Genomic DNA, 20711 nt, shown 5'->3' on the forward strand with positions numbered 1-20711 from the left:
CTACCGTCTCCGACATGATGAAACTCACGCTGCGCAAATGGCTGGCCGTTGCGGCGGTGGCGGCTTGCCTGCCGCTCGTCCCGCACACCGCGGCTGCGGCTCCCGGGGCGAGCCTGCCCGATTTCGCGGACCTCGTCGAAAAGGTCGGGCCGGCCGTCGTGAACATCCGGACGACCGCCAATGTGCCGTCCTCCGGCCCGCGCGGTGCGTTCCCGCCGGGGTTCGACAACGGCGACATGTCGGAATTCTTCCGGCGCTTCTTCGGCATTCCGCTGCCGCAGGCGCCCGGCAATCCGAAAAATGCGCCGGCGCCGGACAATCCGCCCGACACCGAGCAGAATCGCGGCGTCGGCTCGGGCTTCATCCTGTCCGCCGACGGCTACGTGATGACCAATGCGCACGTCGTCGATGATGCCGACACGATCTACGTGACGCTGACCGACAAGCGCGAGTTCAAGGCGAAGCTGATCGGCGTCGACGATCGCACCGACGTCGCGGTCGTGAAGATCCAGGCGTCGAACCTGCCGGTCGTCGCGATCGGCGATTCGAACAAGGTGCGCGTCGGCGAATGGGTCGTCGCGATCGGTTCGCCGTTCGGCCTCGACAACACCGTCACGGCCGGCATCGTCAGCGCGAAGGGGCGCAACACCGGCGACTACCTGCCGTTCATCCAGACCGACGTGGCCGTCAACCCCGGCAACTCGGGCGGCCCGCTGATCAACATGCAGGGCGAGGTGATCGGCATCAACTCGCAGATCTACAGCCGCACCGGCGGTTTCATGGGCATCTCGTTCGCGATTCCGATCGACGAGGCGATGCGCGTGGCCGACCAGCTGAAGGCGTCGGGCAAGGTGACGCGCGGCCGGATCGCGGTCGCGATCGGCGAGGTGACGAAGGACGTGGCCGACTCGATCGGCCTGCCGAAGGCGGAAGGCGCGCTCGTCAGCAGCGTCGAGCCGGGCGGGCCGGCCGACAAGGCGGGCATCCAGCCGGGCGACATCATCCTGAAGTTCAACGGCCGTCCGGTCGATACGGCGTCGGATCTGCCGCGCATGGTCGGCGACACGAAGCCGGGTTCGAAGGCGACGGTCACCGTCTGGCGCAAGGGTCAGTCGCGCGACCTGCCGATCATGATCGCCGAGACGCAGGGCGACACGACGGCAAAGGCCGACTCGGGCAGCAAGAATCCGCCGCAGAAACCGCGCCAGAGCAATGCGCTCGGCCTGACGGTCAGTGACATTCCGGCCGACCAGCTGAAATCGCTGAAGCTGAAGAATGGCGTGCAGGTCGACAATGTCGACGGCCCGGCGGCGCGTGCGGGCCTGCAGCGCGGCGATGTCGTGCTGCGCATCGGCGACACCGACATCACGAGCGCGAAGCAGTTCGCCGACATCACCGCGCAGCTCGACCCGCAGAAGGCGGTCGCGGTGCTGGTGCGGCGCGGCGACAACACGCAGTTCATCCCGGTGCGCCCGCGCCAGAAGTGACGCGAGCGCCAATGTTCACGCTCTACGGCCGCGGCTGGTGCCACCTGTGCGACGACATGCGCGACGCACTGGCGCCGGTGGCGGCCGAATTCGGGGTGGCAGTCGATTATGTCGACATCGACGCGGATGCGGCGCTCGTTGCTCGCTACGACGAGGACGTGCCCGTGCTGCTGCTGGATGGCGCGGAAGTATGCCGCCACCGGTTCGACGAGGCGCGGGTGCGGAACGCACTCGCCGCCCGGTGCTGACGGCGCCGCGGCGGCCGGCCGCCAAAATGCCGCCCGACGAAGGGCTTTTCGGCTAAAATAGGCCGTTTTTTCACCGACTTACAAGGCGTGCTCCGCGGTCGTCGAGCGCGCCTTTTTCGCTTGATCGGCACTGAATGGATCATATTCGCAACTTCTCGATCATCGCGCACATCGACCATGGCAAGTCGACGCTCGCGGATCGCATCATCCAGGTATGCGGCGGGCTCGCCGACCGTGAAATGGAAGCGCAGGTGCTCGACTCGATGGATATCGAGCGCGAGCGCGGCATCACGATCAAGGCACAGACTGCCGCGCTGTCGTATCGCGCGCGTGACGGCAAGGTCTACAACCTGAACCTGATCGATACGCCGGGGCACGTCGACTTCTCGTACGAGGTCAGCCGTTCGCTGTCCGCGTGCGAGGGCGCGCTGCTCGTCGTCGACGCGAGCCAGGGCGTCGAGGCGCAGACGGTCGCGAACTGCTACACGGCGATCGAGCTCGGCGTCGAGGTCGTGCCGGTGCTGAACAAGATCGACCTGCCGGCCGCGAACCCGGAGAACGCGATCGCCGAGATCGAGGACGTGATCGGCATCGACGCGACGGACGCGACGCGCTGCAGCGCGAAGACGGGCCTCGGCGTCGAGGACGTGCTCGAGTCGCTGATCGCGAAGGTGCCGCCGCCGAAGGGCGATCCGGACGCGCCGCTGCAGGCGCTGATCATCGATTCGTGGTTCGACAACTACGTCGGCGTCGTGATGCTCGTGCGCATCGTCAACGGCACGCTGCGTCCGAAAGACAAGATCAAGCTGATGGCGACCGGCGCGCAGTATCCGGTCGAGCACGTCGGTGTGTTCACGCCGAAGTCGCGTGATCTCGAATCGCTGTCGGCGGGGCAGGTGGGCTTCATCATCGCCGGCATCAAGGAGCTGACGGCCGCGAAGGTCGGCGATACCGTCACGCACGCGACCAAGCCGGCCGCCGCGCCGCTGCCGGGCTTCAAGGAAGTGAAGCCGCAGGTGTTCGCGGGCCTGTACCCGGTCGAGGCGAACCAGTACGACGCGCTGCGCGAGTCGCTCGAAAAGCTCAAGCTCAACGACGCATCGCTGCAGTACGAGCCGGAAGTGTCGCAGGCGCTCGGCTTCGGTTTCCGTTGCGGCTTCCTCGGGCTGCTGCACATGGAGATCGTGCAGGAGCGGCTCGAGCGCGAGTTCGACATGGACCTCATCACGACCGCGCCGACCGTGGTCTACGAGGTCGTGCAGAGCGACGGCACGATGATCATGGTCGAGAACCCGGCGAAGATGCCGGAGCCGGCGCGAATCGGCGAGATCCGCGAGCCGATCGTCACCGTGAACCTGTACATGCCGCAGGACTATGTCGGCTCGGTGATCACGCTGTGCGAACAGAAGCGCGGCTCGCAGATCAACATGCAGTACCACGGCCGCCAGGTGCAGCTCACGTACGAAATCCCGATGGCCGAGATCGTGCTCGACTTCTTCGACCGCCTGAAGTCGGTGTCGCGCGGCTATGCGTCGATGGACTACGAGTTCAAGGAATACCGCTCGTCGGACGTCGTGAAGGTCGACATGCTGATCAACGGCGACAAGGTCGACGCGCTGTCGATCATCGTGCACCGTTCGCAGTCGCAGTACCGCGGCCGCGAAGTGGCCGCGAAGATGCGCGAGATCATCCCGCGCCAGATGTACGACGTCGCGATCCAGGCCGCGATCGGCGCGCACATCATTGCCCGCGAGAACATCAAGGCGCTGCGCAAGAACGTGCTCGCGAAGTGCTACGGCGGCGACATCACGCGAAAGAAGAAACTGCTCGAGAAGCAGAAGGAAGGCAAGAAGCGGATGAAGCAGGTGGGTTCGGTCGAGATCCCGCAGGAAGCGTTCCTCGCGATCTTGCGCGTCGAAGACAAATAACAGGACTGATCCTTTTATGAATTTTGCGCTGATTCTTTTTGTGCTCGTCGCTTTGACGGGCGTGGCGTGGGTTGCCGACAAGATGGTGTTCCTGCCGCAGCGCCGGCGGTCGGCGGATGCGGCGGTCGAGGAATTCGACCGTCAGCAGTCGCGCATCGACGCGCGTTTCGCGGACGAGAACGCGTCGCAGACCCGTTCGAAGCTGCGCGACGAGAAGCTGCGCCAGCCGTGGTGGCTCGAGTACACCGCGAGCTTCTTTCCGGTGATCCTCGCGGTGTTCGTCGTGCGTTCGTTCATCGTCGAGCCGTTCAAGATCCCGTCGGGCTCGATGGTGCCGACGCTGCTCGTCGGCGACTTCATCCTCGTCAACAAGTTCGACTACGGGCTGCGCATGCCGATCACGAACACGAAGATCACGCAGGGCCGTGCGCTCGAGCGCGGCGACGTCGTCGTGTTCCGCTATCCGAAGGACGAGTCGGTCGACTACATCAAGCGCGTGATCGGCCTGCCGGGCGACACGGTCGCGTACCAGGACAAGCAGCTGACGATCAACGGCAAGCCGGTGGCCGAGACGCCGCTGCCGGACTTCTTCGACGACGAGCGCCAGAACTATGCGAAGCAGTTCGAGGAATCGCTCGACGGCCGCAAGAACGCGATCCTCAACAATCCTGCGGTGCCGCCGTTCGTGATGGGCGCGTACGACTATCCGTATCGCGACAACTGCACGTACAACAGCCGCGGCGTGATCTGCAAGGTGCCGCCTGGCCACTACTTCATGATGGGCGACAACCGCGACAACAGTGCGGACAGCCGCTACTGGGGTTTCGTGCCGGACAAGAACATCGTCGGCCGCGCGTTCTTCATCTGGATGAACTTCGGCGACCTGAAGCGCATCGGCTCGTTCAACTGATCCTGCTCGATACACACGCAATACGTGGCGCACGGGCCGCGCCGCGTATTGGCGAACTACTTTAAGAACCGGCGGTAACACCGCTACGTCACGCCTCTTCGGGGCCGGCTGCGTCGTTTCGGCGCGACCGGCGCCCGCGTTATACTCCTGCACATGCCCCTATCTCAGCTGGAAAGCCGGCTGCGCTACGAATTTCGCAATGCGGAATTGTTGCGCCAGGCTTTGACCCATCGCAGTCACAGTGCCACGCATAACGAACGGCTCGAGTTCCTCGGCGATTCCGTTCTCAATTGCGCGGTGGCCGCCCTTTTGTTCCAGCGTTTCAGCAAGCTGGACGAAGGCGACCTGTCGCGGGTGCGGGCAAACCTCGTCAAACAGCAGTCGCTGTACGAAATTGCTCAGGCCCTGAATATTTCGGACGGGTTGCGGCTCGGCGAGGGCGAACTGCGCAGCGGCGGCTTCCGCCGGCCGTCGATCCTCGCGGACGCGTTCGAAGCCATCATCGGGGCCGTGTTCCTCGATGGCGGCTTCGAAGCCGCCCAAGGGGTCATCAAGCGGCTCTATGTCCCGATTCTCGACCACATCGATCCGCGCACGCTCGGCAAGGACGCGAAGACGCTGCTGCAGGAGTATCTGCAGGGGCACAAGATCGCATTGCCGACCTACACGGTCGTCGCGACGCATGGTGCGGCGCACAATCAGCAGTTCGAGGTCGAATGCACGGTGCCGAAGCTGGACGTCAAGGTGTCCGGTTCCGGCGCGAGCCGCCGCGCGGCCGAGCAGGCCGCCGCGAAGAAGGCGCTCGACGAGGTGATGGCGGCTGCGCCGATGCCGGCTGCGAAGCCGAAGCGTTCGAAGAGTGCGCGCGCGGCCAAGCACGTCGAGCCCGAAATCGTGCCCGGTGTGAAGGGCGTGCAGGAGGCGCTCGACCTGCGTTCGCCTGAGCGCAAGGAACGCGCAGCGGCGCGTGCCGAAGCGAAGGCAGCGCCGACGCCGGCCGCGGCCGGTACGGCGGAGCACGGCGAGCGGGCCGCTCAGGCCCCGGTTGCCGCGATCCGCGCCGCGCACGTCGAACATGGTGCTGAAAAGGCCGAGCGAGCCGCGAAGCCGGCGGCTGACAAGGCGGGGGAGCGTGCCGAAGCGGCGCCGCGCCATGCCGACAAGCCCGCCGAACGTGCCGACGCCGCGTCACGCACCGCCGACAATCCCGCCGAACGTGCCGACGCCGCGTCACGCACCGCCGACAAGCCCGCCGAGCATGCCGAGCCCGCGCCGCGTGCCGCTGACAAGCCGGTCGACCGTCCCGACACCGCTCCAGGCGCCGCCGACAACGCAGCCGATCACGCCGACGCCGCTCAGCGCGCCGACAAACCGGCCGCCGATGCCGCGCCGCGCGCGACGCTGCGCGTTCGCGACGCGGCCGCCGGACCGGACGCGTCGCCGGCCGGTCCGAGCCTCGCCGCCGCGCAGGCGCCCGTCGCCGATGCAGACCACTGAAGCATTGCCCATCGATCGTGCCGCGCGCCGCGCGGCCGGTTCCGAACCTGTCTCCCAATCGATATGAACGCTACCGCCCCCACTGGTTTCCGCTGCGGCATGATCGCGATCGTGGGCCGTCCGAACGTCGGCAAGTCGACGCTGATGAACGCGCTCGTCGGCCAGAAGATCAGCATCACGTCGCGCAAGGCGCAGACGACGCGCCACCGCATCACCGGCATCAACACGACCGAAGACGCGCAATTCATCTTCGTCGACACGCCCGGCTTCCAGACCCGTCACAGCACCGCGCTGAACCGTTCGCTGAACCGCGCGGTCACGTCGACGCTGACGTCGGTCGACGCGATCCTGTTCGTGATCGAGGCCGGCCGTTTCGGCCCCGACGACCAGAAGGTGCTCGACCTGATCCCGCCCGGCGTCCCGACGCTGCTGGTCGCGAACAAGCTCGATCGCGTGAACGACAAGACGACGCTGTACCCGTTCATGCAGAAGGTGAGTGCGCTGCGCGAGTTCACCGAGATCGTGCCGCTGTCTGCGAAGCATGTGGAAGACGTCCAGCGCCTGATGCAGACGGTCAAGCCGTACCTGCCGGAAGGCGAGCCGATCTACGGCGAGGACGACCTCACCGACCGCAGCTCGCGCTTCCTTGCCGCCGAAATCCTGCGCGAGAAGGTGTTCCGCTGGACCGGCGACGAGTTGCCGTACACGAGCACGGTCATCATCGACAAGTTCGAGGAAGAAGGGCGCCTGAAGCGCGTCTTCGCGACGATCCTGGTCGAGCGCGATTCGCACAAGGCGATGGTGATCGGCAAGAAGGGCGAGAAGCTCAAGCAGATCAGCACCGAGGCGCGGATGGACATGGAAAAGCTGTTCGACGGCCCCGTCTATCTCGAGACCTTCGTCAAGGTGAAGAGCGGTTGGGCCGACAACGAAGCGGGGCTTCGTGCCTATGGGTACGAATGACGCACTGACGTCGACCGAAGACGCGGTGGCGGCTGGCGCCGACGTGCCGCCCCCTGCGCCCCCCGCACCGCCACGCAAGGCGCGGCGCGCGACGTCGCGCACGTCCGATTTCCGTGTCGCCGAGCAGCCGGCGTTCGTGCTGCACAGCTATCCGTATCGTGAAACGAGCCTGATCGTCGACGTGCTGACGCGCGATCACGGCCGGCTCGCGCTCGTCGCGAAGGGCGCGAAGCGCCCGCATTCCGCGCTGCGCGGCGTGCTGCAGACGTTCCAGCCGCTGCTGCTGTCGTGGTCCGGCAAGTCCGAGGTCCGCACGCTGACGGGCGCCGAATGGGTCGGCGGAATGCTGCCGCTCGCCGGCGATGCGCTGCTGTGCGGCTTCTACGTGAACGAGCTGCTCGTGAAGTTCTGCGCGCGCGAGGATCCGCAGCCGCCGCTCTTCAATCACTACGTGGTGACGCTCACGCGACTCGCGCACGGCGAGCCCGCGGTGCAGGTGCTGCGCTCGTTCGAGCGCGTGCTGCTGCGCGAGACCGGCTATGCAATGGCGCTGAACCGCACGGTCGCGCGCCGTGCGGTCGAGGCCGAGCGCCTGTACGTGTTCGATCCCGAGCGCGGCGTGCGCAACGCGGACGACGACGTGCCGTCGCACTGGCCGGTGGTGACCGGACAGACGTTGCTCGACATGGAGCAGGACGATTACCATCGAGTCCAGACCGTCGCGCAAAGCAAGACGCTGATGCGCTTCCTGCTCAACACCTATCTCGGTGGCACGCCGCTCGCGACGCGCCAGATCCTGATCGACCTGCAAAACCTATGAGCTTCTTCCTGACCTCGCCCAACGCCATCGACCTCGGCGTCAACATCGATCACGTCGCGACGCTGCGCAACGCGCGCGGGACGACCTATCCGGACCCGATCCGCGCGGCGCTCGCGGCCGAAGAGGCGGGTGCGGACGCGATCACGCTGCACCTGCGCGAGGATCGCCGGCACATCGTCGACGCGGACGTGCGCAAGCTGCGCCCGCTGCTGAAGACGCGGATGAACCTCGAATGCGCGGTGACGGCCGAGATGCTCGACATCGCGTGCGAAGTGCAGCCGCACGACGCATGCCTCGTGCCCGAAAAGCGCGAGGAGCTGACGACCGAAGGCGGCCTCGACGTTGCGGGCCGCTTCGAAGCCGTGCGCGCCGCGTGCAAGCAGCTCGCCGACGCCGGCGTGCGCGTGTCGCTGTTCATCGATCCGGACGAGACGCAGATCCGCGCCGCGCACGAAGCCGGCGCGCCGGTGATCGAGCTGCACACCGGCCGCTATGCCGATGCGCATGACGCCGCCGAGCAGCAGCGCGAGTACGAGCGCATCGTCGCGGGCGTGCAGGCGGGCGCGCAGCTCGGCCTGAAGGTCAACGCGGGGCACGGCCTGCATTACACGAACGTGCAGCAGATCGCCGCGATCGACGGCATCGTCGAGCTGAACATCGGCCACGCGATCGTCGCGCATTCGATCTTCGCGGGCTGGGACAACGCGGTGCGAGAGATGAAGGCGATCATGGTCGCGGCCCGCGTCGCCGCGCTGCACGGTGCGCGCTGAAGACGAAATGGCCCTGTGCGCTCTTCGTTCGCTGTCCCCTGAGTGGGTTGTCTGCACCCTTGGTGCGGCCCGGCGGGTACTGACATGACGATCTACGGCATCGGCACCGACATCGTCCAGGTAAGCCGTATCGCGGCCGTGCTCGAGCGCACCGGCGGGCGGTTCGCCGAGAAGGTGCTGGGGCCCGACGAGCTGCGCGTGTTCCACGCGCGTCGCGCGCGTTCCGAGGCGCGCGGCATCGCGTTCCTCGCGACGCGTTTTTCCGCGAAGGAAGCGTTCTCGAAGGCGATCGGGCTCGGCATGCACTGGCCGATGACGTGGCGTGCGCTGCAAACCCTCAATCAACCGAGCGGCGAACCGTATGTCGTCGCGTCCGGCGAGCTGGCCGACTGGCTTGCCGCGCGCGGCATTACCGCCCGTGTGACGGTCAGCGACGAGCGCGATTACGCGGTGTCGTTCGTGATCGCCGAAACCGGCATACGGGCAGCCGGCATGCGGGCAGCCGGCATACGGGCAGCCGGCATGCCAGCCGCGGACGCACCGGTTGCCCGAACCTCCCCCTGACGGATTCCCTAATCGATGAAAACGACTCCCGGCCCGGTCATGCTCGACGTCGTCGGCACGGCCCTGACGCGAGACGACGCGCGCCGTCTCGCCCATCCGAACACCGGCGGCGTGATCCTGTTCGCGCGGCATTTCCAGAACCGCGCGCAGCTGACCGCGCTGACCGACTCGATCCGCGCGGTCCGCGACGACGTGCTGATCGCCGTCGACCACGAAGGCGGCCGCGTACAGCGCTTCCGCACCGACGGCTTCACCGTGCTGCCTGCGATGCGCCGCCTCGGCGAGCTGTGGGACCAGGACGTGCTGCACGCGACGAAGGTCGCGACGGCGGTCGGCTACATCCTTGCCGCGGAACTGCGTGCGTGCGGGATCGACATGAGCTTCACGCCCGTGCTCGATCTCGATTACGGCCACTCGAAAGTGATCGGCGATCGCGCGTTCCATCGCGATCCGCGCGTCGTGACGATGCTCGCGAAGAGCGTCAATCACGGACTGTCGCTCGCGGGGATGGCGAACTGCGGCAAGCATTTCCCCGGGCACGGTTTCGCGGAAGCCGATTCGCATGTCGCGCTGCCCACCGACGACCGGCCGCTCGACACGATCCTCAAGCAGGACGTCGCACCTTACGACTGGCTCGGCCTGTCGCTGTCGGCGGTGATCCCGGCGCACGTGATCTACACGCAGGTCGATGCGAGGCCCGCCGGCTTTTCGCAGGTCTGGCTGCAGGACATCCTGCGCGGCCGGCTCGGCTTCACGGGCGCGATCTTCAGCGACGACCTGTCGATGGAAGCGGCGCGCGAAGGCGGCACGCTCACGCAGGCGGCCGAGTCCGCGCTCGCGGCCGGCTGCGACATGGTGCTCGTCTGCAACCAGCCGGATGCGGCCGAGGGCGTGCTCAACGGGCTGAAGGCCCAGCCGTCGCCGGAATCCGTGCGCCGCATCAAGCGGATGCGCGCGCGCGGCAAGCCGGTCAAATGGGACAAGCTGATCGCACAGCCCGAGTATCTGCGTGCGCAGGCGCTGTTGCGCAGCGCGTTCGCGTAAGCGGGACAGGGGCACGTGAAATAAAAATGCCGCGCAATTTGCGCGGCATTTTGTTGATGGCGTTCACGAATGTCGTTGTGACTGCAACTAATGGCCGAATCCGTCTAGCCACTGGTTTGTTTCTCATCGGGCCGGTGCCATGGCGTCCGCGGTTGTTCACACGCACAGACCGGCCCGCGGCGCTCAATTCACCTTCATCCGCTGCAGCTTGTTGTACAGCGTCTTCGGGCTGATGCCGAGCAGCGTCGCCGCGCGATGGCGCGTGCCGCCGACCGCGTCGAGCGTCGCGCGGATCAGCAAGTCCTCGACGTCCGACAGCGGCGTGCCGACCTTGATCTGCACGCTGCTGCCGTTCAGCGCCGTGCCCGCCGAGAAGCTCGCTTCGCCGGCGCGCAGGGTGTCGATGAAGTCGCCGGACGCGTCGTATGCGAAGCGCACGCGCTCCTGCAGCTCGCGCACGTTGCCCGGCCACTCGTAGGACAGGCACTCGCGCACGAAGCCCGGCGCCGCGCGCTTGTCGGTCGTGCTGCGGCCGGTGGCACGCGCGTCGCGGTTCAGCTCGTCGATCAGCGCGTCGGCGATCGACAGCGCATCGCCGTCGCGTTCGCGCAGCGGCGGCATCGAGATCGACGCCGCGTCGAGACGCAGCCACAGATCCTCGCGCAGCGTGCCGTTCGCGACTGCCTCGCGTGCCGGGCGGCGCGTGCTCGCAATCAGCCGGAAGTCGCTCGCGACCGGGCTCGTGCCGCCGATGCGCATGAAGTTCTGCGAATCGAGCGCCTGCAGCAGCGCTTCCTGCAGCGCGAGCGGCAGCGCGGTGATTTCATCGAGGAACAGCGTGCCGCCGCCGGCCTGTTCGAACAGGCCCGACTCGCGTCGCTCGGCGCCGTCGAACGCGCCGCGCTCGTGGCCGAACAGCACGCTGTCGAGCGCCGCACCGTGACGTCCGGCGTGCGCGAGCGAGCGGCAGTCGAACGCGACGAACGGCCCCTTGCGGCGGCGGCTCAGGTCATGCAGCGTGCGCGCGCCCAGCTTCTTGCCGCTGCCGGCTTCGCCCGAGAACAGCACGGCCGTCTCGGTGCGCGCGTTGTGCTCGATCATGTCGTACACGTGCTGCATCGCTTCGCTGCGGCCGACCAGTGCGCCGAAGCGGCCGAGATGCCGCAACGTTGCGCGCAGCGACTGCACTTCGTCGATCAGTTCGTACGGGCGCGGAATGCGTGCGAGCAGGCTGCGCAGGCGCGGAATGTTGATCGGCTTCAGCAGGTAGTCCCAGATGCCGTGGCGCAGGCCTTCGATCGCGCTTTCGACGGTCGCGTTACCGGTGAGGACGATGACGGGCAGCGAACCGTTCGGCTGTTGCTGCGGCAGGTGCTGAAGCAGGTCGAACCCGCTGCCGTCCGGCAGGTTCAGGTCGACCAGGACGACATCGGGGATCGAGCGGCCGAGCGCGGCGCGCGCTTCGGCGAGCGACGTCGCCGTGTCGACCGAGAAGCCATCCGCGGCGAGCAGCGCGGTGAGGCCGGACAGACTGTTGGGATCGTCTTCGACAATCAGGGCGTGTGGCATGGTGGACGCGTGTCGTGTCAAAAGAGGCGGGCCATCGGCCGTAATTCCGCAGCCGCATATCGAGATTAAAAACTGATTTTATGCCCCACCGAACGCCTGACGTACATTATTTCTCAGTCGCTATAAAACAGTTACCGATGATACAAATTGAATATCTTTACCGGTGGATTTTGTTGTGCTTCCCGGTGCCGCAGGGCCGTGCGCTGTTGGCGGCGGGCAAACAAAAAGCGCCCCGAAAGGCGCTTTGTTCGACTGCAAATCGCTGAGCGATTATGCGCGGCTGCGGTATTCGTGCGTGCGCGTGTCGATTTCGATCTTGTCGCCGGTGTTGCAGAACAGCGGAACCTGCAGTTCGAAACCGGTTGCGAGCTTCGCGTTCTTCAGCACCTTGCCCGACGACGTGTCGCCCTTGACGGCCGGCTCGGTGTAGGTGATTTCGCGCACGAGGATCGTCGGCAGTTCGACCGAGATTGCCTTCTCGTTGTAGAACACGACTTCGCATGCCATGCCGTCTTCGAGGTAGTTGAGCGCGTCGCCCATCATTTCCGCTTCGACTTCGTACTGGTTGTAGTCGGCGTCCATGAACACGTACATCGGGTCAGCGAAGTACGAGTACGTCACTTCCTTGCGGTCGAGCACAACGACTTCGAACTTGTCGTCGGCCTTGTAGACCGATTCCTGGCCCGCGTTGGTCAGCAGGTTCTTCATCTTCATCTTGACGACGGCGGCGTTACGGCCCGACTTGTTGTATTCCGTCTTCGCGATGACCCAGGCATCGCTGCCGATCTGCACGACGTTGCCTACGCGGAGTTCCTGTGCGGTTTTCATAAAAAACTGTCCTGATCAAATCAAATAAATAGGTGCCTGAGCGTTGCGCAACGGCGGACGGCGCAAGCGGTGCTTTCCGGGAGGCGCCAAAAGCCAGCGCTTGCGTGGTCAGCCGTCGGATAACCGTTTATTTTAACTGAGATTTTGCATGGTCCGCCAGCTTTCCAGCGAGATCCCCGACAGCGGTCAGCGCGTCGGCCCAGCGGACCGCGTTCACCTGCAGCGCTGCGCGGTGCTGCCAGAAATCGGCCCAGTCTGGCGTGCCGGCGCCGTTCCATGCATGCCAGAAGCGGGCGAGCGCGTCGCGCGTCGCGTCGGCGAGGCCGCCGCCGACGTGCGCGAGCGCGGCGTCGAGCTTCGGCAGGTGCGCGTCGTCGGCCTGCGGATAGATGTGCCAGACGAACGGCCGGCGCGCCCATTGCGCACGGACGAACGAATCCTCGCCGCGCACGAAATTCAGGTCGCTCTCCCACAGCAACGGGTCGTAGTCGGCCTGCGGGACGAATGCGAGGCCGTGCGCGCTCAGGTTGCCGGCGCGCGCCAGCGCGCCGGCGCCGAACGACTCGACCCCGAAAAAGCGCGCGATGCGCGGCGACACGCGCCCCTCCGGCACGAGCGCGACGACCGGCGACGGGCCGTCGCGCCACTGCGCCAGCAGCGCGTCGACGGCGGGATTCTCGTACGCGAACAGGCTCACGACGGTCGTGCCGGGCGCGGGCGGCGGGCCGCCGGTCGTGCGCCGCCACCATGCCGCGCGCGCCGGTGCATCGGCTTCGAAGGCGGTGCGGCGCGCGTCGAGGTCATGCTCCTTCGGCACGCCGCCGGTGCCGGCCGACAGGCCGGGGAAGAAGAACGTCTTGACGAGCGGGTAGCGCGGATGCGGCGACGGCCGCAGGTGAAAGTCGGCGACCCAGTCCTCGGCGCTCAGGTACTCGAGATTGATCCACGCGGGGCGGCGTGCGCGGCGCGCCATCGCCGCGAGATAGGCGCCCGGCAGCTCGCATGCGAACGCCTCGATCACGACGTCGGCGATCTCGAGTGCGTCGCCGACCTCGGCGTGCCAGTGTTCGATCACGACCCCGTCAATGGTTTGCCGCAGCGCGTCGGGCTCGACGCCGGGCAACAGGCGCGTGAACGTGCGCAGGTCGTCGACGAACAGGCGCACCTGCCAGCCGTGCTCGTGCGCGAGCTGGCGCGCGACGCGCCAGCACACGCCGATGTCGCCGAAGTTGTCGACGACGGTGCAGAAGATGTCGCAGGCGAGCGGCTCGTCCGGCGCGGACGGGGACGGGACGTGGGGGCGGGAGGCGGTGCGTGGCATCGAAGCAGGCGGGTGGAATGCTCTAAACTGGCGATTCTAATAGACCCGTTTAGCGCCATGTCGCGCCCGGCTCCCGCATGACATCCCCAGACGCCTCCGAAGCCCCGTTCGAACCGAAGAAGATCCTCGCGCAACTGCCGCACCTGCCCGGCGTCTACCGCTATTACGACGCGGCGGGCGCCGTGCTCTACGTCGGCAAGGCGCGCGACCTGAAGAAGCGCGTATCGAGCTATTTCACGAAGACGCAGCTGTCGCCGCGCATCGCGATGATGGTCACGCGCATCGCGCGCGTCGAGACGACCGTCACGCGTTCGGAAGCGGAAGCGCTGCTGCTCGAGAACAACCTGATCAAGGCGCTCGCGCCGCGCTACAACATCCTGTTTCGCGACGACAAGTCGTATCCGTACCTGAAGCTCACCGCGCATCGTTTTCCGCGGATGGCGTACTACCGGGGCGCGGTCGACAAGCAGAACCAGTATTTCGGGCCGTTCCCGAGCGCGTGGGCCGTGCGCGAGAGCATCCAGATCCTGCAGCGCGTGTTCCAGCTGCGGACCTGCGAGGATTCGGTGTTCAACAACCGCACGCGGCCGTGCCTGTTGCACCAGATCGGGCGCTGCACCGCGCCGTGCGTCGGCGCGATCACCGAGGAGGACTACGCGCGCGACGTGTCGAACGCGGCGCGCTTCCTGCTCGGCCGGCAGTCCGAAGTGATGAAGGAGCTCGAGCAGAAGATGCACGGGTTCGCGGCCGAGCTGAAGTTCGAGCAGGCGGCGGCCGTGCGCAACCAGATGAGCTCGCTCGCGACCGTGCTGCACCAGCAGGCGATCGAGGTCGGCAGCGACAGCGACGTCGATGTCCTGGCGGTGGTCGCGCTGGGCGGGCGGGTGTGCGTGAACCTCGCGATGGTGCGCGGCGGCCGGCATCTGGGCGACAAGGCGTATTTCCCGACGCACGTCGAGAGCGCGCTGACGCTCGCGGAAGGCGGGCTCGGCGACGACGCGGAGCCGACGGGCGAAGCGCTGCCTGACCACCCCGCCGACCACCCCGCCGACCACCCCGCCGACCAGCCCGCCGACCAGCCGGCCGACCAGCCGGCCGACCAGCCGGCCGACGAGGCGGGCGGTGCGCGCAGCGCGCAGGCTACGGTGGAGGCCGAGGTGCTCGACGCGTTCATCGCACAGCACTACCTCGGCAACCGCGTGCCGCCGGTGCTCGTCGTGAGCCATGCGCCGGCGAGCCGCGACCTGCTCGAGCTGCTGTCCGAGCAGGCCGGCCACAAGGTATCGCTGGTGCGGCAGCCGCAGGGACAGCGGCGCGCGTGGCTGTCGATGGCCGAGCAGAACGCAAGCCTCGCGCTCGCACGGCTGCTGTCGGAGCAGGGCTCGCAGCAGGCGCGCACGCGTGCGCTGGCCGATACGCTCGCCTTCGAGAGCGACGATCTCGCACAGCTGCGGATCGAGTGCTTCGACATCAGCCACACGATGGGCGAGGCGACCCAGGCGTCGTGCGTCGTCTATCACCATCACAAGATGCAGTCCGGCGAATACCGGCGCTACAACATCACCGGCATCACGCCCGGCGACGACTATGCGGCGATGCGTCAGGTGCTGACGCGCCGTTACGAGAAGATGGTCGAGCAGGCTGCGCAGGCCGCGGCGGCGGACGACGCGGCCGGCATCGACGGTGAATCGACGCGCCGGGCCGAGGCCGCGGGCCTGCTGCCGAACATCGTGCTGATCGACGGCGGCAAGGGCCAGGTCGAGATCGCGCGGCAGGTGTTCACCGAGCTTGGGCTCGACACGTCGATGCTGGTCGGTGTCGCGAAGGGCGAAGGACGCAAGGTCGGGCTCGAGACGCTCGTGTTCGCCGACGGCCGCACGCCGCTCGAGCTTGGCAAGGAGAGCGCCGCGCTGATGCTCGTCGCGCAAATCCGCGACGAAGCGCACCGTTTCGCGATCACCGGCATGCGCGCGAAGCGCGCGAAGGCCCGCCAGACATCGCGGCTCGAAGAGCTCGAAGGGGTCGGCGCGAAACGCCGGCAGCGACTTCTCGCCCGGTTCGGCGGGCTGCGCGGCGTCGTCGCGGCGAGCGTCGAGGAACTCGCGAGCGTCGAGGGCATCTCGCGCGCGCTCGCCGAACAGATCTACAAGCAGCTTCACTGACCCGCGCCGCGCCGCGTGGCGCGGTGCGGCCGGTCCGTCGCCCGCCTCGCCCGCATTGCTTGTGGCAGGGCGGGCGACGCGGCACAATTGCGAATCCTTTACTGTCCCGGATGCCATGCCGTTCAATTTCCCGATTTTCCTGACGTGGGTGCGGATCGTGCTGATCCCCCTCGTCGTCGGCGTGTTCTATCTGCCGGACACGGTGATGGCGCTCGCGCACCGCAATCTCGCGGCGGCGCTGATCTTCATCCTTGCCGCGCTGACGGACTGGTTCGACGGCTATCTGGCGCGCAAATGGAATCAGACGTCGTCGTTCGGCGCGTTCCTCGATCCGGTCGCGGACAAGCTGATGGTGACGGCCGCGCTGCTGATCCTCGTGCAGATCACGCGGGTCGACGCGGCGATCGCACTCGTGATCGTCGGCCGCGAGATCGCGATCTCCGCGCTGCGTGAATGGATGGCACAGATCGGCGCGTCGAAGAGCGTCGCGGTGAATCAGCTCGGCAAGTTCAAGACGGCATGCCAGATGGTCGCGATCCCGATGCTGCTGTACTACGGGCCGCTGCCGCTCGGCATCGCGACGATCGATACGCGCGTGTGGGGCGAGTGGCTGATGTATCTCGCCGCAGTGCTGACGATCTGGTCGATGCTGTACTACATGAAGCTCGCGTGGCCGCAGATCCGCGAGCGCAGCGGCGTGTGACGTGGTTTGCGGACAAGGAGGCGAGGGCCTTTTTGGAAAAAGGGCGCGAAAAACGCTTGACACCCGGATGGGCCTTCGACATAATCTCGCTTCTCCGCTGCACTGCAAAGCAAGTGTGATGGAGCAGAAGTCAGGAAGTATGCGGGAGTAGCTCAGTTGGTAGAGCGCAACCTTGCCAAGGTTGAGGTCGCGAGTTCGAGACTCGTCTCCCGCTCCAGATTTTCTGGCGGCGTGTTGTACGGCAAAGCGCTGCACATGCAGGACAATGCGGGAGTAGCTCAGTTGGTAGAGCGCAACCTTGCCAAGGTTGAGGTCGCGAGTTCGAGACTCGTCTCCCGCTCCAGATTTTTCTGGCGGCGTGTTGTACGGCAAGGCGCTGCACATGCAGGACAATGCGGGAGTAGCTCAGTTGGTAGAGCGCAACCTTGCCAAGGTTGAGGTCGCGAGTTCGAGACTCGTCTCCCGCTCCAGTTACTGGGGAAGCAAAGCTTCCCTTTTTATTTGATGGACCGACGGTCATCGGATAAAAGAATCTGCCGCTTGCCGCCACGGCATCCGGACAGTCCGCTTTCGGCGCGATAGCAAAGCGGTTATGCAGCGGCCTGCAAAGCCGTTTAGGCCGGTTCGACTCCGGCTCGCGCCTCCAGACAAAGCCCCGCTTCGGCGGGGCTTTTCTTTTGTTCGATGCGCATGATGCACATGACGCACGTCATGCCGCGACCGCGGCGGTGTTTGTCCGCGCGCGATCGCACTTCGTCACGAACCGCTCAGCGACGCGCCTTCTCCCATGCGTGTTCGACGAACACGCGGCACAACGCTTCCATCCCATTGCGATCGTCGTCGTCGAAGCGCGCGGCGACCGGGCTGTCGACATCCCATACGCCGATCAGCGTGCCGTCGTTCGCGACGAGCGGCACGACGATCTCCGATTCCGACGCCGAATCGCACGCGATGTGGCCGGGGAACGCGTGCACGTCGCGAACCACCTGCGTGTCGCGCGTCTGCGCAGCAGTGCCGCATACGCCCTTGCCGAGCGCGATGCGCACGCACGCGGGCTTGCCCTGGAACGGACCGACCACGAGCTCGGTGCCGTCGAAGAAGTAGAAGCCGGCCCAGTTGAGCCGGTCGAGCGAGTGATAGACGAGTGCGGAAAAATTCGCGGCGTTGGCGATCAGGTCGCGCTCCGATTCGATGAGCGAGCGGGCCTGCTCGACGAGCGTCGCGTACTGATCGGCCTTCGAGGCGTGCGGGTCGTTGGACAGCGTGAACATGGCTGAAATGCGGAAAGGTTGTTGAAAATGCGCAGTACGAGTCTCGCAGTCTACGGCACGCGCCGTCGACGTGCAGCGCGCGAATGCGTGCATGGGTGATCAGTCGGGCTCGAGTTCCGCAAAGCGCTGCGCGAGAAAGTCGAGCAGCGCGCGTACGGACGGCAGCAGCCCGCGGCGCGATGCGAACACCGCATGCACGATCTCGCGACGCGGTGCCCAATCCGGCAGAACGGTGATCAACGTGCCGCGCGCGATTTCGTCGTGCACCATCATCGTCGGCAACTGCACGACGCCGACGCCCGCGCTCGCCGCCGCGCGCAACGCGAACATGCCGCCCGTCACGAGGCGCGGCTGGTGATGGATCTCCGCGCGTGCGCCGTCGGGGCCATGCAGCCGCCACACGTGCGCGGCCTGCGGCACGCCGAGGTCGAGGCTCGGCAGCCGGGCAAGATCGGCGGGGACGGCCGGCACGCCATGCTCGCGCAGCAGCGTGGGACTCGCGACGAGGCATTGCCCGCGCTCGGCCAGCACGCGCAGCGCGAGATCGCTGTCCTCGAGCGGCGGCGGGCGCACGCGCAGCGCGACGTCGATCCCTTCGCCGACCACGTCGACGCGCCGGTTGGTCGCTTCCAGGTGAATCTCGACGTGCGGACACGCGGTCATGAACGCCGCGATCATCGTGCCGACGAGCGAGTCGAGCAGCGCGACCGGGCAGCTGACGCGCACGATGCCGCGCGGCTCGTCGTGCATCAGCGCGATCGCCTCGTCGGCGGCGTCGGCCTCGACGAGCATCGCGCGGCAGTGCGCGTAGTAGGTCTGGCCGACTTCGGTCACCGTGAAGCGGCGCGTCGAGCGCTGGATCAGCCGCATGCCGACACGCGCCTCGAGCAGCGCGATGCGCCGGCTCAGCTTCGATTTCGGCATGTTCAGCGCACGGCCGGCCGGTGCGAAGCCGCCATGGTCAACCACCTGCACGAAGTAGTAGAGATCGTTCAGATCCCGCGGGTTATCGTTCACAAAATAGAACGCTGAGTGCGATTTTCCCAGTCTACCGGATTCATCGTTGCGCTCCTATATTTGATCCCAGGACGCGAAACACGGGTTTCGCCGCAATTTGGAGAGGAAGATGAAGAAGATCCAGGGTGTCTACAGCGCGCCGCGCATGCATTGGGTCGGCGACGGGTTTCCGGCGCGGTCGATGTTCAGCTACCAGTCGCATGGCGCGCATCTGAGCCCGTTCCTGCTGCTCGATTACGCGGGGCCGATGAAGTTCGAGCCGGCCGCGGTGCCGCGCGGCGTCGGCCAGCATCCGCACCGCGGGTTCGAGACGGTGACGATCGTCTACGACGGCGAGGTCGCACACCGCGACTCGACCGGCGCGGGCGGCGTGATCGGTCCGGGCGATGTCCAGTGGATGACGGCTGCGAGCGGGATCCTGCACGAGGAGTTTCATTCGGACGCATTCACGCAAAGCGGCGGGATGCTCGAGATGGTGCAGCTGTGGGTGAACCTGCCCGCGGCCGACAAGATGAGCGCACCCGGCTACCAGACGCTGCTGAACGCCGACATTCCGGTGGTCGAGCTGCCGGACGGCGCCGGTCGTGCGCGGATCATCGCGGGCGAGTTCGACGGCCGGCGCGGCCCGGCGCGCACGCACACGCCGATCGACGTGTGGGACGTGCGGCTCGAGGCGGGCGGACGCGCGCGGTTCCCGGTGGCGGAAGGGCGCACGCTCGCGGTCGTCGTGCTGCGCGGCACGGTGCTCGTGAACGGCGACGCGGTCGCGCGCGAAGCACAGCTCGTGCAGTTGAGCCGTGACGGGCGCGACGTCGAGATCGAGGCGAACGGCGATGCGATGCTGCTGATCCTGAGCGGCGAGCCGATCGACGAACCGATCGTCGGCTACGGACCGTTCGTGATGAACTCGCAAGCGGAGATCCGCACCGCGATCGACGACTTCAACAGCGGCCGTTTCGGCCGGATGCCGGCCTGACGGACGGGCCCCGCGCGATGCGGGGCCCGTTGCCGCATCAGCAAGGCGGTCGCGCGCCGCATGCGCTTCGGGGCATAATCGTCGGTTGCCGCGTGCCGGCCGGCACGCCCCGAATCAGGATCAGGACCGCAGATGAACGCTTCCATCACCGCCGCAAATCCGCCCGCCACCGACGCGCTCGAGTGGCGCTGGAAATCCTTCGACGCGCTGTCGGCGCGCGAGGTCTACACGATCCTCGAAGCGCGCAGCGCGGTATTCGTCGTCGAACAGAACTGCGTGTACCGCGACATCGACGACGCGGACCAGGCGGCGTGGCATCTGGCCGCGTACGACGATGCAGGGCGGCTCGCCGGCTACCTGCGCGTGCTGCTGCCCGATGCGCAGGATCCCGACATCCGGATCGGCCGCGTGCTGACGACCGCCGCGTTCCGCGGCGCGGGCCTCGGCAATGCGCTGCTGTCGCGCGCGCTCGAGCATATCCGCGCGCAATGGCCCGAGACGCCGGTGAGCCTGCATGCGCAGGCCCATCTGCAGCGCTTTTACGGTGCGTTCGGCTTCACGCCGAGTTCCGACGTGCACGACGAGGACGGCATTCCGCACGTGTGGATGCGCAGCGCGCGCACGTGATGCCCC

General features: G+C 66.8%; 19 protein-coding genes and 4 tRNA genes. 18 read left to right on the plus strand and 5 right to left on the minus strand.

Going from position 1 to position 20711, the window contains the following annotated elements; all coding sequences use genetic code 11:
- The first annotated feature begins 14 nt into the window (after positions 1 to 14).
- The 10 genes from ACV229_RS20070 to nagZ all read left to right on the plus strand — a co-directional run bounded on the left by ACV229_RS20070 (position 15) and on the right by nagZ (position 10231).
- On the plus strand, positions 15 to 1487 hold the full coding sequence (locus ACV229_RS20070; RefSeq protein WP_448084844.1) for a DegQ family serine endoprotease: 1473 nt from the start codon (positions 15 to 17) through the stop codon (positions 1485 to 1487).
- A gap of 11 nt (positions 1488 to 1498) precedes the next feature.
- Positions 1499 to 1735, plus strand: coding sequence for a glutaredoxin family protein (locus tag ACV229_RS20075; protein ID WP_448084845.1), 237 nt, complete (start codon positions 1499 to 1501; stop codon positions 1733 to 1735).
- A gap of 134 nt (positions 1736 to 1869) precedes the next feature.
- Complete coding sequence (lepA, locus tag ACV229_RS20080) at positions 1870 to 3663, plus strand: translation elongation factor 4 (RefSeq protein WP_448084846.1); 1794 nt, start codon at positions 1870 to 1872, stop codon at positions 3661 to 3663.
- Positions 3664 to 3679: 16 nt separating this feature from the next.
- The gene (gene lepB, locus ACV229_RS20085) at positions 3680 to 4573 is read left to right on the plus strand and encodes a signal peptidase I (RefSeq protein WP_448084847.1); all 894 of its coding nucleotides are present in this window, start codon (positions 3680 to 3682) and stop codon (positions 4571 to 4573) included.
- Positions 4574 to 4726: 153 nt separating this feature from the next.
- Positions 4727 to 6070 (plus strand): ribonuclease III, encoded by a 1344-nt coding sequence (gene rnc, locus ACV229_RS20090; RefSeq protein WP_448084848.1) that lies wholly within the window; start codon positions 4727 to 4729, stop codon positions 6068 to 6070.
- A 63-nt stretch (positions 6071 to 6133) separates the two neighbouring features.
- Positions 6134 to 7033: a GTPase Era gene (era, locus tag ACV229_RS20095; protein WP_448084849.1), complete on the plus strand. Its 900-nt coding sequence runs from the start codon at positions 6134 to 6136 to the stop codon at positions 7031 to 7033.
- The gene (gene recO, locus ACV229_RS20100) at positions 7020 to 7853 is read left to right on the plus strand and encodes a DNA repair protein RecO (protein ID WP_448084850.1); all 834 of its coding nucleotides are present in this window, start codon (positions 7020 to 7022) and stop codon (positions 7851 to 7853) included. Before era ends, recO begins: the two co-directional genes overlap by 14 nt.
- Positions 7850 to 8623: a pyridoxine 5'-phosphate synthase gene (pdxJ, locus tag ACV229_RS20105; protein ID WP_448084851.1), complete on the plus strand. Its 774-nt coding sequence runs from the start codon at positions 7850 to 7852 to the stop codon at positions 8621 to 8623. The genes recO and pdxJ overlap by 4 nt, the downstream gene beginning before the upstream one ends.
- A gap of 84 nt (positions 8624 to 8707) precedes the next feature.
- A complete protein-coding gene (gene acpS / locus ACV229_RS20110; protein WP_448084852.1) occupies positions 8708 to 9187 on the plus strand; it encodes a holo-ACP synthase in 480 nt (159 codons plus the stop codon).
- Between the two features lie 15 nt (positions 9188 to 9202).
- Positions 9203 to 10231: a beta-N-acetylhexosaminidase gene (nagZ, locus tag ACV229_RS20115; RefSeq protein ID WP_448084853.1), complete on the plus strand. Its 1029-nt coding sequence runs from the start codon at positions 9203 to 9205 to the stop codon at positions 10229 to 10231.
- Between the two features lie 183 nt (positions 10232 to 10414).
- Here the strand turns inward: nagZ and ACV229_RS20120 are convergent, their stop codons facing one another.
- The 3 genes from ACV229_RS20120 to earP all read right to left on the minus strand — a co-directional run bounded on the left by ACV229_RS20120 (position 10415) and on the right by earP (position 13949).
- Complete coding sequence (locus ACV229_RS20120) at positions 10415 to 11800, minus strand: sigma-54-dependent transcriptional regulator (RefSeq protein ID WP_448084854.1); 1386 nt, start codon at positions 11798 to 11800, stop codon at positions 10415 to 10417.
- A gap of 270 nt (positions 11801 to 12070) precedes the next feature.
- The gene (gene efp / locus ACV229_RS20125; RefSeq protein WP_448084855.1) at positions 12071 to 12628 is read right to left on the minus strand and encodes an elongation factor P; all 558 of its coding nucleotides are present in this window, start codon (positions 12626 to 12628) and stop codon (positions 12071 to 12073) included.
- A 127-nt stretch (positions 12629 to 12755) separates the two neighbouring features.
- Positions 12756 to 13949: an elongation factor P maturation arginine rhamnosyltransferase EarP gene (earP, locus tag ACV229_RS20130; protein WP_448084856.1), complete on the minus strand. Its 1194-nt coding sequence runs from the start codon at positions 13947 to 13949 to the stop codon at positions 12756 to 12758.
- Positions 13950 to 14026: 77 nt separating this feature from the next.
- Here earP and uvrC point away from each other — a divergent pair, with 77 nt between their 5' ends.
- The 6 genes from uvrC (at position 14027) to ACV229_RS20160 (ending at position 17460) form a co-directional block, all read left to right on the plus strand.
- The gene (uvrC, locus tag ACV229_RS20135; protein WP_448084857.1) at positions 14027 to 16111 is read left to right on the plus strand and encodes an excinuclease ABC subunit UvrC; all 2085 of its coding nucleotides are present in this window, start codon (positions 14027 to 14029) and stop codon (positions 16109 to 16111) included.
- 115 nt (positions 16112 to 16226) lie between these two features.
- Positions 16227 to 16814 carry a CDP-diacylglycerol--glycerol-3-phosphate 3-phosphatidyltransferase gene (gene pgsA, locus ACV229_RS20140; RefSeq protein ID WP_448084858.1) on the plus strand — a complete coding sequence of 196 codons (588 nt, stop codon included), beginning with the start codon at positions 16227 to 16229 and terminating at the stop codon, positions 16812 to 16814.
- A 141-nt stretch (positions 16815 to 16955) separates the two neighbouring features.
- Positions 16956 to 17031 (plus strand) — tRNA-Gly (locus tag ACV229_RS20145).
- Between the two features lie 50 nt (positions 17032 to 17081).
- Positions 17082 to 17157, plus strand: a tRNA-Gly gene (locus ACV229_RS20150).
- A gap of 51 nt (positions 17158 to 17208) precedes the next feature.
- Positions 17209 to 17284: transfer RNA gene (locus ACV229_RS20155), tRNA-Gly, on the plus strand.
- Positions 17285 to 17386: 102 nt separating this feature from the next.
- Positions 17387 to 17460 (plus strand) — tRNA-Cys (locus ACV229_RS20160).
- 121 nt (positions 17461 to 17581) lie between these two features.
- Here ACV229_RS20160 and ACV229_RS20165 read toward each other — a convergent pair.
- Entirely contained in the window at positions 17582 to 18085 is a 504-nt protein-coding gene (locus ACV229_RS20165) for a GAF domain-containing protein (RefSeq protein WP_448084859.1), read from the minus strand.
- Positions 18086 to 18184: 99 nt separating this feature from the next.
- Complete coding sequence (locus tag ACV229_RS20170) at positions 18185 to 19102, minus strand: LysR family transcriptional regulator (RefSeq protein ID WP_448084860.1); 918 nt, start codon at positions 19100 to 19102, stop codon at positions 18185 to 18187.
- Between the two features lie 109 nt (positions 19103 to 19211).
- Between ACV229_RS20170 and ACV229_RS20175 the strand changes: the two genes are divergently transcribed.
- Positions 19212 to 20078, plus strand: coding sequence for a pirin family protein (locus tag ACV229_RS20175; RefSeq protein ID WP_448084861.1), 867 nt, complete (start codon positions 19212 to 19214; stop codon positions 20076 to 20078).
- 132 nt (positions 20079 to 20210) lie between these two features.
- Positions 20211 to 20705 (plus strand): GNAT family N-acetyltransferase, encoded by a 495-nt coding sequence (locus tag ACV229_RS20180; protein ID WP_448084862.1) that lies wholly within the window; start codon positions 20211 to 20213, stop codon positions 20703 to 20705.
- The last annotated feature ends 6 nt before the right edge of the window (positions 20706 to 20711 follow it).

The sequence above is a fragment of the Burkholderia sp. MR1-5-21 genome (assembly GCF_053427715.1).

What these genes read in the sequence shown, in the direction of transcription:
- ACV229_RS20070 (WP_448084844.1), top strand. Translation starts at nt 15, where the DNA reads ATGATGAAACTCACGCTGCGCAAATGGCTGGCCGTTGCGGCGGTGGCG.
- ACV229_RS20075 (WP_448084845.1), top strand. Translation starts at nt 1,499, where the DNA reads ATGTTCACGCTCTACGGCCGCGGCTGGTGCCACCTGTGCGACGACATG.
- lepA (WP_448084846.1), top strand. Translation starts at nt 1,870, where the DNA reads ATGGATCATATTCGCAACTTCTCGATCATCGCGCACATCGACCATGGC.
- lepB (WP_448084847.1), top strand. Translation starts at nt 3,680, where the DNA reads ATGAATTTTGCGCTGATTCTTTTTGTGCTCGTCGCTTTGACGGGCGTG.
- rnc (WP_448084848.1), top strand. Translation starts at nt 4,727, where the DNA reads ATGCCCCTATCTCAGCTGGAAAGCCGGCTGCGCTACGAATTTCGCAAT.
- era (WP_448084849.1), top strand. Translation starts at nt 6,134, where the DNA reads ATGAACGCTACCGCCCCCACTGGTTTCCGCTGCGGCATGATCGCGATC.
- recO (WP_448084850.1), top strand. Translation starts at nt 7,020, where the DNA reads ATGGGTACGAATGACGCACTGACGTCGACCGAAGACGCGGTGGCGGCT.
- pdxJ (WP_448084851.1), top strand. Translation starts at nt 7,850, where the DNA reads ATGAGCTTCTTCCTGACCTCGCCCAACGCCATCGACCTCGGCGTCAAC.
- acpS (WP_448084852.1), top strand. Translation starts at nt 8,708, where the DNA reads ATGACGATCTACGGCATCGGCACCGACATCGTCCAGGTAAGCCGTATC.
- nagZ (WP_448084853.1), top strand. Translation starts at nt 9,203, where the DNA reads ATGAAAACGACTCCCGGCCCGGTCATGCTCGACGTCGTCGGCACGGCC.
- ACV229_RS20120 (WP_448084854.1), bottom strand. Translation starts at nt 11,800, where the DNA reads ATGCCACACGCCCTGATTGTCGAAGACGATCCCAACAGTCTGTCCGGC.
- efp (WP_448084855.1), bottom strand. Translation starts at nt 12,628, where the DNA reads ATGAAAACCGCACAGGAACTCCGCGTAGGCAACGTCGTGCAGATCGGC.
- earP (WP_448084856.1), bottom strand. Translation starts at nt 13,949, where the DNA reads ATGCCACGCACCGCCTCCCGCCCCCACGTCCCGTCCCCGTCCGCGCCG.
- uvrC (WP_448084857.1), top strand. Translation starts at nt 14,027, where the DNA reads ATGACATCCCCAGACGCCTCCGAAGCCCCGTTCGAACCGAAGAAGATC.
- pgsA (WP_448084858.1), top strand. Translation starts at nt 16,227, where the DNA reads ATGCCGTTCAATTTCCCGATTTTCCTGACGTGGGTGCGGATCGTGCTG.
- ACV229_RS20165 (WP_448084859.1), bottom strand. Translation starts at nt 18,085, where the DNA reads ATGTTCACGCTGTCCAACGACCCGCACGCCTCGAAGGCCGATCAGTAC.
- ACV229_RS20175 (WP_448084861.1), top strand. Translation starts at nt 19,212, where the DNA reads ATGAAGAAGATCCAGGGTGTCTACAGCGCGCCGCGCATGCATTGGGTC.
- ACV229_RS20180 (WP_448084862.1), top strand. Translation starts at nt 20,211, where the DNA reads ATGAACGCTTCCATCACCGCCGCAAATCCGCCCGCCACCGACGCGCTC.